This window comes from Aquirufa sp., from assembly GCF_964796385.1.
Map to the genome: position 1 here is coordinate 1 of NZ_CBAUBA010000045.1, position 15917 is coordinate 15917.

The 15917-nt window shown below is 38.3% G+C and carries 16 protein-coding genes and 2 tRNA genes; 14 read left to right on the top strand and 4 right to left on the bottom strand.

Going from position 1 to position 15917, the window contains the following annotated elements:
• The coding region (locus tag AC1W6K_RS10910) for a glycosyltransferase family 4 protein (protein ID WP_481947512.1) at positions 1-837 on the bottom strand (837 nt) is incomplete at its 3' end.
• Positions 838-1003: 166 nt separating this feature from the next.
• Here AC1W6K_RS10910 and AC1W6K_RS10915 point away from each other — a divergent pair.
• From AC1W6K_RS10915 to AC1W6K_RS10950, 8 genes are all read left to right on the top strand, one after another.
• Positions 1004-1627 (top strand): hypothetical protein, encoded by a 624-nt coding sequence (locus AC1W6K_RS10915; protein ID WP_481947513.1) that lies wholly within the window; start codon positions 1004-1006, stop codon positions 1625-1627.
• Between the two features lie 809 nt (positions 1628-2436).
• Positions 2437-3372 carry a dihydrodipicolinate synthase family protein gene (locus AC1W6K_RS10920; protein WP_481947514.1) on the top strand — a complete coding sequence of 312 codons (936 nt, stop codon included), beginning with the start codon at positions 2437-2439 and terminating at the stop codon, positions 3370-3372.
• The gene (locus tag AC1W6K_RS10925) at positions 3369-4340 is read left to right on the top strand and encodes a hypothetical protein (protein WP_481947515.1); all 972 of its coding nucleotides are present in this window, start codon (positions 3369-3371) and stop codon (positions 4338-4340) included. The genes AC1W6K_RS10920 and AC1W6K_RS10925 overlap by 4 nt, the downstream gene beginning before the upstream one ends.
• A gap of 35 nt (positions 4341-4375) precedes the next feature.
• Complete coding sequence (locus AC1W6K_RS10930; protein WP_481947516.1) at positions 4376-5419, top strand: hypothetical protein; 1044 nt, start codon at positions 4376-4378, stop codon at positions 5417-5419.
• A 40-nt stretch (positions 5420-5459) separates the two neighbouring features.
• Positions 5460-6755: an MFS transporter gene (locus AC1W6K_RS10935; protein WP_481947517.1), complete on the top strand. Its 1296-nt coding sequence runs from the start codon at positions 5460-5462 to the stop codon at positions 6753-6755.
• A gap of 256 nt (positions 6756-7011) precedes the next feature.
• A complete protein-coding gene (locus AC1W6K_RS10940) occupies positions 7012-7305 on the top strand; it encodes a DUF3817 domain-containing protein (RefSeq protein ID WP_481947518.1) in 294 nt (97 codons plus the stop codon).
• Between the two features lie 110 nt (positions 7306-7415).
• Positions 7416-8597, top strand: a complete 1182-nt coding sequence (locus AC1W6K_RS10945) for an alpha/beta hydrolase family protein (protein ID WP_481947519.1) — start codon at positions 7416-7418, stop codon at positions 8595-8597.
• A 42-nt stretch (positions 8598-8639) separates the two neighbouring features.
• Positions 8640-9929, top strand: coding sequence for a nucleoside hydrolase-like domain-containing protein (locus AC1W6K_RS10950; RefSeq protein WP_481947520.1), 1290 nt, complete (start codon positions 8640-8642; stop codon positions 9927-9929).
• A 102-nt stretch (positions 9930-10031) separates the two neighbouring features.
• On the opposite strand, the gene AC1W6K_RS10955 is transcribed toward AC1W6K_RS10950, so the two are convergent.
• Positions 10032-10104: transfer RNA gene (locus AC1W6K_RS10955), tRNA-Lys, on the bottom strand.
• Positions 10105-10338: 234 nt separating this feature from the next.
• Here AC1W6K_RS10955 and AC1W6K_RS10960 point away from each other — a divergent pair.
• Positions 10339-10977: a hypothetical protein gene (locus AC1W6K_RS10960; RefSeq protein WP_481720791.1), complete on the top strand. Its 639-nt coding sequence runs from the start codon at positions 10339-10341 to the stop codon at positions 10975-10977.
• Here AC1W6K_RS10960 and holA read toward each other — a convergent pair.
• Positions 10974-12014, bottom strand: a complete 1041-nt coding sequence (holA, locus tag AC1W6K_RS10965; protein ID WP_481947521.1) for a DNA polymerase III subunit delta — start codon at positions 12012-12014, stop codon at positions 10974-10976. The two genes, AC1W6K_RS10960 and holA, sit on opposite strands and share 4 nt — an antisense overlap.
• Before the next feature lie 196 nt (positions 12015-12210).
• Here holA and AC1W6K_RS10970 point away from each other — a divergent pair, with 196 nt between their 5' ends.
• Positions 12211-12723 (top strand): FKBP-type peptidyl-prolyl cis-trans isomerase, encoded by a 513-nt coding sequence (locus tag AC1W6K_RS10970; RefSeq protein ID WP_481947522.1) that lies wholly within the window; start codon positions 12211-12213, stop codon positions 12721-12723.
• 84 nt (positions 12724-12807) lie between these two features.
• Positions 12808-13266, top strand: a complete 459-nt coding sequence (locus tag AC1W6K_RS10975) for a deoxycytidylate deaminase (RefSeq protein ID WP_481722275.1) — start codon at positions 12808-12810, stop codon at positions 13264-13266.
• A 92-nt stretch (positions 13267-13358) separates the two neighbouring features.
• Here AC1W6K_RS10975 and AC1W6K_RS10980 read toward each other — a convergent pair.
• A tRNA-Met gene (locus tag AC1W6K_RS10980) sits at positions 13359-13432 on the bottom strand.
• Between the two features lie 130 nt (positions 13433-13562).
• On the opposite strand from AC1W6K_RS10980, the gene AC1W6K_RS10985 reads away from it, so the two are divergent.
• From AC1W6K_RS10985 to rpsO, 3 genes are all read left to right on the top strand, one after another.
• Complete coding sequence (locus AC1W6K_RS10985) at positions 13563-13955, top strand: START-like domain-containing protein (RefSeq protein ID WP_481947523.1); 393 nt, start codon at positions 13563-13565, stop codon at positions 13953-13955.
• 1 nt (position 13956) lies between these two features.
• Complete coding sequence (locus AC1W6K_RS10990; protein ID WP_481947524.1) at positions 13957-15387, top strand: LptF/LptG family permease; 1431 nt, start codon at positions 13957-13959, stop codon at positions 15385-15387.
• A gap of 68 nt (positions 15388-15455) precedes the next feature.
• Positions 15456-15731 carry a 30S ribosomal protein S15 gene (gene rpsO, locus AC1W6K_RS10995; RefSeq protein ID WP_395783425.1) on the top strand — a complete coding sequence of 92 codons (276 nt, stop codon included), beginning with the start codon at positions 15456-15458 and terminating at the stop codon, positions 15729-15731.
• Positions 15732-15917: the final 186 nt, after the last annotated feature.

A 15917-nucleotide genomic window follows, 5' to 3' on the forward strand; every position in this document is an offset into this window, starting at 1 on the left:
GTCTTTAAAATCAACATTAGAGACAATGCTTACCCTATCTTCAAGCTGATTGGCTAAAATAAAATCACGTAGCACGTGTTCGTATGGAGATGATTTTCCAACGAGTACCAAGTGGATATGTTCGGGTAAATGAACTAAAGCTTTTAGAATTACCAATTGATTTTTACGATTTTCCAACGTGCCCACGCAGAGTAAATAATTTGTAGGTAGTTGGTAATTTAATCGAACTTGTGCTAATCCGGCAGCACTAATGGGCAAGTTGAAAATTGGATCGCAACCCTGATAAACCACGTCAATTTTACGTTCGTCAATTCCGAAAAATTGAACGATATCATTTTTCGTTTGTTGGCTTATCGCAATAATCCGATCCGAATTTTCACATGCCGACCGAAATTTTATGCCGTAAATAAATCGATCTATAGGTTTAAAAAAGTGAGGATACCGAAGAAAAATTAAATCATGAATGGTCACTACGGATTTGATTCCCTTTTTATTTAAGCCGAATGGAATTTCATGGCTTAAGCCGTGGAAAAGCTCCACCTTATCTTTTACAAGTTGGCTTATTATTCCTTTACTTCTCCAATACGATTTGAATAATTTAAATGGCGAAGTTCTTATTGTCCCATTACTTAAAAGGTATAAAAAATCCGTTCTATTGTTTTTTTTCAGTTTGGGACTATAAATAAAATATTGATTTGCTGGATAATGATTTGCTAAAATTTGAATGACAGATCTAGCATAATTACCTAAACCTGTAAAATTATGAAAGGCTCTTTTTGCTTCAAATCCGATTCTCATGTTTCTAAATACGTATAAAGTGCGCTCGATTTGAGTCATCAATTAACTTAATCACTAAATTATGCATAATTAAAGCGAACGCCAATAACTACACGGGAGAGCGTCTATAATAACAGATGTATAAATAGAAACTCTCAAATTAGTTAATCAACATTGTACCTTTTGACAAATCAATTTCTCTATATTTAAAAAAATTAAAATTCGATTGAAAGAAACACAAGATCACATAATCATCAACAATTTAAGTTATGATTTAGAAGCTTTAGAAAAGGATTGTTGGATACGATTAGTAAATGGTGCCACTAAGAGTAGAGATTCCTTTCACACTCCATGCATAGCCACCCTGAACAAAGGAGAATCAAGCCTTCGAACAGTTGTCTTGAGAAAAGCTTCTCCCTTAGAAAAAGAGTTATGTTTTCATACAGATATTCGTAGTCCAAAGTGGAGCGAATTAAAGATAAATTCATCCATTAGTGGACTGTTTTATGATGCTACAGCACGCATTCAGTTACGTATTAAGGGAATCGCAGAATTACACTATAATGATGAAATTGCAGCAGAGGCATGGCAGAAAACGGCTTTATCTAGTAGAAAAAGTTATTTAACCGACTTAAGTCCCTCAAGTTTTATTGATTTTCCTAGTAGTGGATTATCAATTGAAATAGAACAAGACAATTTTACTTGGGAGGATAGTGAGATAGGCCAACAAAATTTTGGTGTTGTGTGTATACACGTTGAATCAATTGATTGGTTATACTTACATCATACAGGGCATAGACGAGCATTCTTTGATTATAAACAGGAATGTAATCTATGGATGATCCCCTAGATTTAGTCTAAAATTTAAACAACAAGGAGCTGTCAAAAAAAATGATGGCTCCATACACAACTAAGTGATCACGCTGGGACCTCTTATTAATTACTAACTAAGAGAATATCAAATTATTAGACTGCTAAATTAAATTCTCAACTCAAAGGCGAGCCACATTTATTTCTTTTTGAATATTTGTTCTTTAAAATACTCTGTAAATTCCTTTTCAGGTGCAAAGTACATAACTAAGTCATATCCTGAGGTCAAATTTAAGGCACTAGTTGAAAGACTGCTCTTTCTTTGACAACATTCTTTAAAGTCGGTAGTCCTGTCAGAATTACATAACAACTTCATTTTTCAGTTATACCAGAAATTTCACTTTTGAACTTCGCAGATAAAACAGCGGAAGTACTTGTACTAGAGGTCGCCGGATTCGTAACCACCGTTGGTATCCACGGTTAGGGATCAAAAGCATTGAATGCAACCATAATCATCAAATCGGTTATTTTTAAGGATAGATTGAGATTTTCCATATCGCAAGAGAAAAGATATAAGGAAAATAATAGACACACACGTATTTCATTGGTTTAATGTTTAGGTGAACAATTAGATTTTTATGATGGGAAGAACCAGGGAAATACAAAAGACAAAATCTGCCCTTTACATCAAAATTGAACTTAAATTTGGACTTGGAATATAAATTTCGTGGGAATTAGGTGTAAGATGTGTTTTCGATTTGTTGTAAAATGGCCTAGTAAGCTAAATAGACCGATCTAAATTTTAAATAATTATGTTTAATTTAGAAAAATTAAAAAAATTTAAATACTATGTTTCCTTACCCAAAAATCAAAGGTTTGATTGCAGCGGTATTTACTCCTTTTCGCCCAGATGGAAAGATTAATTTGGACCTAATTCCAGCCTATGCCGCCCGGTTAAAGAGTCAAAGAGTCGCCGGCGTTTTTGTCAATGGTTCCACGGGAGAAGGAATGTTATTAACGATAGAGGAACGGAAAGCCATCATTGAAAAATGGATGGAATTTAGCGAAGATAATTTCAAAATCATCGTTCATGTAGGGAGTTCCAGTATCGAAATAGCCAAGGACTTGGCCGCTCATGGAGAGAAAATTGGCGTATACACCGTGGCTTGTATGGCCCCCAATTTTTTCCCTTCTTCTGATATAGATGTGATGGTTGACTTTTGCAAACAAGTAGCCTCATCCGCGCCTAATACCCCTTTTTACTATTACCATTTACCCGCTGTTACGGGTTCCCATATCAAGGTAAACCAATTATTCAAAAAAGCATCTGGGATTATCCCCAACTTAGCCGGTGTTAAATTCACCCACACCGACTACATGGATATGCATCAATGCATAGCCTTAGAAAATGGCCGATTCGACATCTTGCATGGACATGATGAGATTTTAATTAATGGCCTTGTCTTAGGTATCGAAGGAGCTATTGGTACTACATTTAATTTTATGCCTGGGGTTTACCATGCGATTTTGAATGCGTATTCTGATCAAAACTATGCCTTGGCCCGTAGCCTTCAAATGAAATCAATTGAAGTCGTAGAAATCATGTTAAATCACGTAAACGCAATCGTGGGTGGAAAAGCAATCATGAATATGACCGGTTTGGACTTTGGTGTTTGTCGAAGTCCTCTCCGTAATTTAAATCCAGAGGAATTAAAGCGATTAAAAAGGCAGTTGGAAGAAGTTGGTTTTTTTGATTCAATCATTTACCTAGATGGAAGAAAATGAGCCTATTGACCTTATTTCTTACCATTAGTATGTGGCTTGGGCATGTAGGTCAACCCGCTGAATTGCCTACCAAATCAAATCAAATCCAAGCCTTAATCCAAGTGGCCCAGTGCAAAAACTTTTGGGTATCTGTCCATGCCATTGAATTTCTAGCAAAATTAGGTTTTAAAAAAGAGGCCGAGAAGTTAGCGCTGACCCAACTTAAACCCTTTGAAGAAACACCTGAGAAACGAATTGGATATTGGCGCGCCCAATTCCTCGCCTCCAAAGAAAGCGCTCAGCGCAACTTTTGGTTAACTAAAATCAAAAATACCTATTTAACTAGCTCTGAGACCGATCGAATTCATGCAGCCGAATCATTAGCCAAACTTGGCGTTTCCTTCAAAAATTTGAATCAGAAGGTGGTTGGTCAGGACCTTAATTCCGACGGCATGATTTATTCATTTACCCGGTGGGGTTATTCGCTAGGAAATCATCCACGCGAACTTCCCGACTACACAGCCCTTCTCAAAGAAATAAGCAATAAAAATCCCAAAAACCGAACTTTAGCCGCCTATAGCTTCGGATTTTTATCGCCCAAAATGAATATAGCTACTTGGAAATCCCTAGCAAACTCCGCGTTGAAAGAAGATCCCAATTCGGAAGCCTATGCCTACCTAATAGGTGGCGCTTATGTTCATTACAAACAATTCAAGCACCATGCGGATGACCTATTTCAAGAAATCAGGAAATGTCTTCTTCGCTTTGAGTATTCATCCAAAAAATCAGAAAAAATAGAATTATGCAAGGCCCTAGCGACATCCAACTCCGTAGAAGACCAGATGATCATTGAACGTATTCAATTATCCAGTAGGCCTATCAAATTGGATTCAACGACCTCTCAAGACCCTACTGAGGCCGATTATTTAGATATTAAAGCCGCAGCAGCCTATGCCTGGTTACGAATGAATGCCAAAAAAATTAAATGAACCTATTAAATCCTATATTTAAAATTCAATTTGTTATGAAACTACGTCCACTTATTTTCATTTTTATTTGCTGTGCCTTTTACCTTCAAGGACAAGCCTCGGAAAATGTACAAATTACCAAAATTTGGGACAAGGGAGAACATAACGCATTTACTGATCTGATTCGCTTTAAAGGTCATTTTTATTGTGTTTTCCGTGAAGGATCAGGCCACGTTGGTGGAAGCGATGGAAAAATTCGCATCCTAAAATCGAAAGAGGGTAAAATCTGGAATGAAGTGGCCTTATTGGAAAAAAAGGGCTTTGATTTACGTGATGCAAAATTATCGATAACGCCTGAGGGGCGAATCATGGTTATCATAGGTGGGAGTATGTATGTCGATAAAATTTTAAAAGGGAGAATCCCACATGTATCTTTTTCCAATGCATCAGTCTCGACATTTTCAGCACCAGAACCTGTAGAAATCGACCCCTCCATCGTTTCTTGGGGTGATTGGATCTGGCGAGTCACCTGGCACAAAGGCATCGGATATGGAATCGATTATCAGGTCGGACCCGATGAGAGAAAGGGACCTACATCACTTTTTCTCGTCAAAACACGAGACGGAAAAAAATTCAGCAAGGTGTCTAAACTCGAGGTGTCAGGGTTCCCTAATGAGGCAACTATTCGTATCGACCAACAAAATACCATGTATGTCATGATCCGCAGGGAATTAGAAGATAAAATGGGTGTCATGGCAAAGAGTACATTTCCTTTTGAAGATTGGGCCTTTCAAAAAATGCCCATGCGCCTTGGTGGCCCGAATTTTATATTTGACAAAAATCAAGCGAATATCATAGCTGCAACAAGAATCCATGAGGGTACAACTATGTCGACTGGTATTTTTGTCAAAAAGGGCTCAGAGGATTTTAAAGAAATCATCCGATTGCCTTCAGGTGGCGACACGAGTTATGCAGGAATGGTCACGTATGGCAACTATTTATGGGTTACCTATTATTCTTCCCATGAGGGAAAAACATCGATTTATTTAGCCAAAATATCAAAATCATATCTCAAAAAAGCCATACATCAACTAAATTGATTAATTCTCAAAATAGTTTCTCATTGAAAAACGAGCAAATATGTCCATAAACCATAAGCCTGATCAAGTAGTCTCGGTGCATGAGGTTGAGCAACCTCTAAAGACTAGCTTATGGTCAAAGGAATGGCTTATTGTTTATTCATTATGCATGGTTGGGCTTCTGAATTACCTCGATCGCACGATGTTGAGCACGATGAGAAGTTCGATTGTTGAAAAAATTCCGATGAGTAATGCACAATTCGGATTATTGACCACCGTATTTTTATTTTCCTACGGGATTTGTAGCCCCATCGGAGGTTTTTTAGCTGATCGGTTTCAAAGAAGTCGGGTAATTATTTTTAGTTTATGCATTTGGTCAGTGGTCACTTGGTTGACTTCTTATGTAACGGATTTTAATATGCTAGTATGGTCTAGAGCTGTTATGGGTATCAGTGAGGCCTGTTATTTGCCGGCAGCCTTGGCACTAATTACGGATTATCATGGCAATAAAACGAGATCATTAGCCGTAGGAATCCATATGACGGGCATTATCGCGGGGCAAAGTTTAGGCTTTGTGGGAGGGTGGTTGGCCGAAATGCATACTTGGAATTATGCTTTTTATTTATTTGGTATAATCGGTATAGGATATGCATTGATATTGGCATTTTTCCTCAAAGACAAACCTGTTAGCAAGGAAGTATCCTCCAGCCATCGCAATGAAGAAAAAAAGATCGATTTTTTCCAGGTGATGAGCACCTTAATGACTAATATCAATTTTATGCTGTTACTTGTATTTTGGTGTTTATTGGGAATTGTAGGCTGGCTGATTATGGGCTGGCTACCCACATATTATCAAGTGCATTTTCATGTTTCTCAGGGAATGGCAGGCTTATATGCGACGGGGTATTTATATCCATTTTCGATGATTGGGGTTGTCGTAGGTGGCTTAGTAGCTGATCGCTGGAACCAAAGCAATAAACGCGCACGAATGCTGATACCTGCGATAGGCCTATTGATTGCAATTCCTGGTGTTCTATTAGCCGTGAATACCCAATACATTGAAATAGCGATTTTAGGATTTATGATGTATGCCTTTACCAAGGTATTTTCGGATGCGAACCTGATGCCAATTTTGTGTACGATTATTGATGAAAAATACCGGGCTACAGCCTATGGAATTTTAAATTTATTTGCTTGTGTGGTGGGAGGAATCGGCATTTATGCGGGAGGAATGCTCCGAGATGCACAGATTTCTATGGATTATATTTTCATCTTTGCTTCCTTTGTAATGCTACTTTGTCTTGTGCCTTTGGCCCTTATTTATTTTAGAAACAAAACGGCAAAATTAGTGGGGTAAATTCCAAATTATAATCATTTGGAATACCTAATTTAATTGTTTCAAAGGCTTGCCAAGGGTGGGAGTTTTTTCGAAATAAATTAATTGAAAATTGGGTAGGCAAATTTAATCCCAAGAAGTGGTTCTAAATTAAAATGCATAGACATTTGTTGGGAAGACTTTTCTCCACATACTTAGTATTTGTACTTTTGTCGAGCGGTGTTTTACCAAAATATGTTAATTTGGTTTATTCATAAAGTCCTTTAAAAATAAAAGCATGGTAAATAAATTACTAAAAACGGCAATAGGAAGACTGCGAATTGTCGCATTTTTGGAAGGTTGTTCGTATTTACTTTTAGGTTTTACGATGATCTTGAAATACAAATATGCTATGCCACAGCCCAATTACATCGTTGGCTTAGCCCATGGAATCCTATTTATTCTTTACGTTGGTTTACTGCTTCAAGTTTCATTTTTACACCGATGGAACCTACTCAAAATAGTTGGTGCTTTTGTAGCTTCACTCATACCTTTTGGTACTTTTTATGCGGATAAAGCACTTTTTAGATAATTAGGTCTTACGGTTAGCATGTGTACCACTTGCATTTCTTTTCGCGTGTTCAAAAGAGGGCAGAACGGGAAAAATATTAATTTATTAAAGGAGAATAAAAACCTACAGCTATGAAAAATAAATTTCTTGTCAGTATTTCTTTAGTGATATGCCTTGGAAGCACACAGATTATGAAAGGACAAACGAATCAAAATGCAATATCGACTGATTTATGCCGTGGAAAATATTTCACGGAGGTTCAGGGAGCAGAATTTTTGAATGCACACGTGCCTGTGTCAAAAAAAGCCTGGGAAAACAGGTCGAAATTGATCGTCCAACAAATAAAAGAGGGGATGGGCCTACAAAAATTTCCAGCTAAATTAAATTCAAAAGCCGTCATCCATAGTAAAAAAGAGTTTGATGGCTATACCATCGAAAGTGTCTATTTTGAGAGCTTGCCAGGATTTTATGTCACAGGAAGTTTATATAGACCTACCAAAAAATACGCTACTTATGCGGGTATTTTATGTCCTCATGGTCATGATAATCAATTAAAAGGACGTACCAGAGATCAAACGCAAATCCGTTGCGCTACCTTAGCCCGCATGGGAGCCGTTGTATTTGCCTGGGATATGGTTGGGTATGACGATAGCAAGCAATGTTCACATGGCATTGCATCTTCGTTAAAATTACAAACGATCAATAGTGTCAGGGCATTGGATTTCTTATTGGATTTACCTTCGATCGACAAAAATCGGATTGGCATTACCGGTGAATCGGGCGGGGGAACGCAAACGTTTTTATTAACGGCTCTAGATTCTCGCATTAAAGTATCTGCGCCCACGGTCATGATTTCATCTCATTTCTTTGGCGGATGTAATTGTGAGAGCGGTATGCCTATTCATAAGAAAGGCAATTATCAGACCAATAACGTAGAAATAGCTGCATTAACGGCACCTAAACCTATGTTGATGATTTCAGATGGGGCCGATTGGACCCAAAATACACCTAAGGTTGAATTTCCATTCATGCAAAAGATTTATGCATTATACCAAAAAGAAAACTTGGTGGAGAATGTGCACCTAGCCAAAGATGTACATGATTATGGGCCCAACAAGCGCATGGGCATGTATCCCTTCATGGCTAAATACTTATCCTTAGATTTATCAAACGTCATGGATGCAGGTGGAAATATAGATGAAGGTCCTTCCAAAGTCCTAAGCCCAGCTGAATTGAGTGTATTTAACGAAGCATATCCATTGCCTGCTAATGCAGTAAAAGGGGATGTGGAAGTGATGAAATTAGTGCAATAAAAAGCTAAAATAAAGCTTACTGGCTTAGATAAATTTGAATAGATGAAGGGGCTATTAGTGTTTTTAAGTATTTATTTGACAGCAACAGGAATAGTAGCTCAAAAACTTGTTCCTCAAAAGCCTAGAATTCTAATCAGTACGGATATTGGAGGAACAGACCCCGACGATAACCAATCCATGGCGCATTTATTGATGTATGCGGATCGCTTCCAACTAGAAGGATTGATATCATCGCCTTCCTACGGAAAGGGGAGTATCGCTGAGATTTTGAGAATGATTGATTTGTATGAAAAAGACTTACCAAAACTTAAAAAACATACAAAAGGCTACCCTTCACCTGAATTTTTACGTTCGATTACCAAACAAGGACGACATGGGAGTGCACCTTACAAAGGTTATTTAAGTGCAACTGAGGGTTCGAATTGGATTATAAAGTCTGCCAAAAAGAAAAGTGGCCAACCCGTATGGGTGTTGGTTTGGGGAGGTTTGGATGATGTGGCACAGGCCTTGCATGATGCACCAGAAATTCAAAGTAAGCTTAGAGTTTATTGGATTGGGGGACCTAACAAAAAGTGGGGAGCCAACAGCTATTCCTATATAGCATCTAATTTTCCGAAGCTTCATTTGATCGAAGTTAATTCCAGCTATTATGGTTTCTTTTCAAAATCGGATCTTTTAGACGAGATTAATCCTTCCAATTATTATGAAAAGCACATTCGGGGAGCTGGTGAATTGGGTAAAGATTTTAAAAACTATTACCAGGGAGAAATAAAAATGGGAGATACCCCATCACTTCTCTACATGATGGACGGAAATCCCGAAAATCCTACGAAAGCTAGTTGGGGTGGCCAATTCACCCCCATTTCACAAAGTCCACGAGTTATTTTTGATCGAAGCACAACGCTCAGCGATACAGTAGCCTTTTGCACATTGGTTGAATTTCATTTAAAAGGGCCTGAAATTTCTATATCGAAAGATTCAGCATGTTTTTGGATGGAGACCAGCTATAAAGATCATGTTCAAAAATGGCCCGGGTATTATTTGGGTCAAGGAAATTATGGCTTAAAATATGTACCGAAGCAGGCAGAAACCATTTCATATCGCTTTAGTAGTATGATCGTTGGCATAGCATTATCACCGGGCCAACTCGTTGTCACGAATACGTGGCCAGGAAAAAAGAACCCTATGGATTTTCGTTTAGGCGATTACTGGTATACAGATAAGCCGGAATTAAATTTATATGAAGGAAAGATACAAGGGGGTAAAACTGTCCATAGATGGCGTGATGACGTATTAAATGATTGGGCCAAACGCTGGGAGTGGTTGAAATGAGGTAGTTTCGAAAGAATTAATTATTAGTTTGAACTTTGACCTACAAATTCAAAAAAAATGTCTGTAAACTATTGGTTTACAGACATTTGATTAAAATTAAAGTGATCCCGCTGGGATTCGAACCCAGGACCCATACATTAAAAGTGTATTGCTCTACCAACTGAGCTACGGAATCATCAAGCTTGCGCTTGTTATATAAAATGGTTCACTCTGGAACCGAAAGGAGATTCGGTCACTGACCGACTCTCATTTGCATTTAAGGCATTTTATTGCCTTATTGCGGTGCAAAACTAAGACGGTTTTTCGAATTATGCAAGCGAGCCTTCTAAATAAAATTATATTTTTTGCTATTTTTTTGTTGGCCTTCTGTCAAAGCGCTTACAGCCAAATAGATAGAAAGCAAATAAAAATGGCAGATTCCCTGTTTCAGGCGAATCGACTATTGGAAGCAGAAAAAATATACCGTTTAAATCTTCCTAATGCACTTGCAGAGTCTGAAAATATCAAACTAAAATTGGCATTCATCTCCAAAGCAAAAAATGATTGGTTAAGTGAATTGTACTTTTTATCAAGTATTCACGCGAGACAAAATTCGCTTGCAATCGCTAAACGTTTGGAAGAAATAGGGGTAAAGCGTAACCTAACTGGGTATGAAGTCACACTTATAGATCAAATTGAATGGATTTATTTTGCTTTGTTTCCCTACGTCACCGGCATATTACTCGCATTGGGTCTTTACGGAGTACTGATTCTCCTTCTTAAATTTCGCCGCCGCAGACGCCTCAGAAAGATCCAAATTATGTATTTAATGGCCTATTTTTTACTGATACTGCTTTTTGCAAATTTTCCTGGATTTTTACGCTATGGAATTATCACAAGTGAAAAAGCTTATTTACGCGAATTTGCTTCGGCAGCAGCTCCCGTAAAACAAATACTTCAGAAGGGGAATCGAATAAACTACTGGAATACGAAAGACGTTTGGGTGACTTGCCTACAAGATGGTCAAATAGGCTATATTAAAGTCAATGATTATTCTCCGATCGACTAGAGGTGTAAAATCTCAAAGCTTAAATCCAAGATTATTTCACGTTCGGAAACGGCATGACCGATTACCCCTTTAACTTTTAAATCCGCATTTTTAATTGCTTCCAATACGCGAACAACCTTAGCTAGGGGATAATTACGTTTGGCATTCAAATAATCTCGGACAAAATAAGGATTTACACCAATGTTTTTAGCAATTTCTGCGTCCGACATAGACCCTAAATCATGTACCTGAAGCACCTTCATGAAATAGTTAAACAACATGATTAACATAGGAGGGACGGGATTCTGCTTCGTGTTCTCGGCAAAATAAAAGGCAATCTTTTGTGCTTTGGCGATGTTTCGCGTAGAAAGCGCATTTTGAAATTCAAAAATATTGTATTCCCGACTAATCCCGATGAATCGCTCAATCTCTTCTGCACCTACCTCTGCACCTTGTGGTAAATTAATCACAAGTTTATCAGCCTCGTGCGCCATGCGTTGCAAGTCGGCACCCACAAACGAAACCATCAATTCAAGTGATGCCGCCTGGATAGTTAACCCTTTTTGAGCCAAGTAATCCTTGAGCCAGGCACCCACTTTATCTTCTTTAATCTTTTTGGAACATACGATTACCCCAAGTTTATCCGCAAGTGTGAGCACCTTTGCTTTCTCTGCAACTAGATTCTTAATCGTAAAAATTAGTACGGTTGAGTCAGTAGGTCTATCGCAATAATCTTCCCATGCTTTCAAATCTTCATTGCCTTTAACCTCTTTTCCTTTTGCCAAAACTTCTAAGAAACTAGCCTCCTTTACAATAATGACCTGTCGCTCAGCCATCATTGGATAGCGGCGTGCATAAGAAATCACAGAACCCATGGTTTGATCTTTACCAAAAAGTACAAATTGATTGAAACTTTTTTCATCCTCCTGCAAAATCCCGTCTTCTAGTGCATCAGCCACCTGATCAATAAAAAATGGCTCGTCCCCATAAATGACATAGATAGGCGCAAATTTCTTGGCTTTAATGTCGTTAAGTACGTCTTGAGGGGATTTTTGCATTAGTCAAGTTGTCAGTCACTAGTCACTAGTCGCTAGTTAATTTCCAAAGATAAATATTTTTAGGGTAGAGATTAACTCTTAGTCAGAAGTGAAAGAAATATTCTATTTAACTTAATACCCAATTTACCTAGCGACTAGCGACTTTACTCCTTCGGACTTTTTCTTTACCTTTGAACCTCATTCAAAACATGATTACATGCAAATTGCACCTAAGACCGTTGTTTTTATCTCGTATGAACTTGCTTTCCCAGATGAAAATGGCCAACCAGACGTTGTTGAGATTGTAGATGAGAACGAACCAATGGTATTTATCCACGGATTAAGCGGACTTCCTGAAAGCTTTGAAGCCAATTTAATGGGCCTGAAAGCTGGAGATACCTTTAATTTCAATATAGCGGCAGAAGATGCCTACGGTAACCTAGATCCCAATGCCATCATATCATTACCAAAATCCATCTTTGAAGTTGAGGGACAAAAAGCCGAAGACATCCTTGTCGTAGGTAATTACATTCCCATGACAGATGATCAAGGTGAGCGCATGCAAGGTCTAGTAGTGTCTATCGGCGACGATCACGTGATGATGGATTTCAACCACCCTTTGGCAGAAAAAGAATTAATTTTTACAGGTAAAATCATTAAACTAAGAGAGGCCACTGCCGACGAACTTGCACATGGTCACGTGCATGGCGAAGGCGGGGTGCATCATTAAAATTAGACTTTAGACGTTGGACATTAGACGTTAGCTTTATAATCTGCTGTCCAGCGTCTAACGTCCAACGTCTGACGTCCAATTATGAAACCAACCTTCGATTCCATTTACATGGAGCTTGCGGAAAAATTAGCCTTACGTTCGCATTGTACGCGCGCGCAAGTAGGAGCGGTGCTGACCAAAGATACCCGAATCATTTCAATAGGGTATAATGGGCCGCCCCAAGGAACACATAATTGTGACGAAGATTTTCATGAAGAAGGCGGATGTCCAAAAGATTCAAAAGGATCATGTTCACTTGCCCTACATGCAGAACAAAATGCCATTTTATATGCCTCAAAAAATGGTGCTTCTATTGAAGGATCAACCATCTACGTGACACTTTCCCCCTGCATTTCGTGCGCACGCATCATCTACAGCATGAAAATTAAACGTGTGATTTACCTCAATAGCTACGCTGCTTACAAAGGCTTAGCTTCCGACGAAGGAGTCGATTTCTTACGTAAATTTGGGGTAGAGGCCATTGCCTACAAGGATATATAGTAGAGACGCGTATCCAGAGTCTAACGTCCAGAGTCTAGCGTCTAACGTCTAGCGTCTAAAAAAAGACCTCGCAAAGCAAGGTCTTTTTTTAGTAGCGGGGAGCAGAATCGAACTGCCGACCTTTGGGTTATGAATCCAACGCTCTAACCATCTGAGCTACCCCGCCAAAACATGGTGCAAATGTAGTTGAAAGCTAGTACAGTCACAAATATTTTATGAATACTTATTAAATTTGGGACAGATTTGGGAATTAGGCAAGATAGTTTACCTTTGTTTATATCAATAAAAGTAGGCATATGGGACAGCAACATTTTGAATTCGAATATGAGATAAAAGCCTCTCCAAAAGTACTTTATCCGTATATCAGTTCCGCTTCCGGGCTTCAGCAGTGGTTTGCGGAAAAAGTAACCGTCAAAAATTCAGAGCTGTTCATATTCAACTGGGACGACGAAACCCATACGGGACATTTAGTCCAAAATAAAGTTAACAAATCCGTTAAATTCGACTTTTCCATTGCCGATCAAGCACCTTTAAGCGCATTCATTGAAATTAAACTCGATGTAAGTGAATTAACGAACGCCACTTACTTGAAAATTTACGATAGCGCTTCAACGTTCAAAAGTCCTGCTGACGCGCAAGAATTATGGGACTATCTTACGGATAAACTAAAAGAAATAGTCGGAAGTTAGTATGCGTAAAATTGACAAACTCGTATTACAAGCATTTTGGGGGCCTTTTGCACTTACCACCTTGGTTGTCATTTTTATTTTCCTACTCCGATTAGTTCTCTTTTACTTCTCTGACCTATTTGGGAAAGACCTAGGCTTCTTTGTTTACGTCGAATTATTCTTCTACTTTTCGCTCATTACTTTACCATTAGCTTTACCATTATCCGTCTTACTTTCCTCCCTGATGACCTTCGGGAAATTAGGTGAAAATTTCGAGTTGACAGCACTTAAAAGTGCCGGTATATCCATTACCCGCATCATGCGACCTATTTTCATTGCGGCCATTGGCCTAAGTATTTTTATGTTTTGGTTTAATAATGTGGCACTACCCTGGGCCAATTTAAAAGGTTGGGGACTACTTTACGATATAAAAACCACCAAAACTACCTTGAATATAAAAGAGGGTATTTTCTATTCAGACTTGCCCGGATATTCAATTAAAGTGGCGAAAAAATATCCCGATAATAAAACGCTCAAAACCCTTATTATTTACGATCATACCCACAATGATGGAAATCGCCATGTAACACTTGCGGATTCAGCTCAGATGTACACCATTTTAAATAAAAAATACCTCATTTTCGAACTATTTAATGGGAAAGACTATGTAGAGGACGCCGATCGAGGAAGTAATTTAAATGCAACTGATTTGGCATTACACCATTTCAAAAAGAGTAAAATTGTCATGTCACTTGAAGCTTTTGACATGCATAAAACTGAGGACAACCAATTTGCCCACCATGAAATCATGCGAAGCAATGTGCAACTCGACGAAGACGAAGATTCCCTGCGACATGTGATTAAAAATATCAAAAATGGCTTTCCAAAGGCATGTGGGCCTAATTTTATTTATTTCTTTCACCCCGTTCGTTATTCATTTAAGACCTTGAAAAAAACCAACTGGGTTGCTGCACGAATCGATTCAGGAGTAAAAAAAAGAAATAGAGATTTATATGATTTGGTGGATCAGCAGATCACCAACATGGAAGTATTTGGTGAAACGAATCGTGTGAATTTGGAATCAAGACAAGATAAACTATTGAAAACACGGTTGGAATGGCACAGAAAATTCACGACCTCACTCGCTATTTTAATTATGTTTCTTATCGGTGCACCATTAGGCGCCATCATCAAAAAAGGAGGATTTGGCATTCCTGTCGTCGTAGCCGTGTCCTTTTTTATCTTGATGTACATCATGAGCCAGCAAGGCGACAAGATGGCAAAAGAGGGGAAAGTCCTCTTGGAAATCGGAGCATGGATTTCAAATACCATCCTAACGCTTATAGGAATCTACTTTCTACGCATCGCAGTGAATGACTCTCGCTTATTCGAAGCAGATAATTATTTGGTTATTTGGAGTCGCTTCAAACAAAAATGGCAACGCCCCAATTGATTTGCAATTCTAGATTAATAGAAGTACTTTTGTGGATTAATTTTTCAAACATTATAAACTGGTAAAAGATGTATTTGTCACCCGAAGTAAAACAAGAGATTTTCGAATCAAAAGGGAATGCAAAGTCTAAAATCGATACTGGTTCTGCTGAGTCGCAAATTGCGTTATTCACTTTCAGAATCAATCATTTGACTGAGCACCTAAAGAAGAACAAAAAAGACCATAGCACACGCTTGGGACTTTTAAAATTAGTAGGTAAGCGTCGTCGCTTACTTGATTACCTTACACGTACTGAGATTTCTCGTTACCGTGCGATTATCGCTGAATTAGGAATTCGTAAGTAAACAATTCAACAGGGTTTCATGTCGATGGAGCCCTGTTTTATTTAATTTACTCCGTTTGAATTCTTCAAACATTACACTTCTTCACGCGAGGTTGCGTGAAAATTTTATCCGAAACGTATGTCATTTAACATCATTAAAAAGCATATTTCGATGCCAGATGGCAAGGAAATCCAAATTGAAACTGGC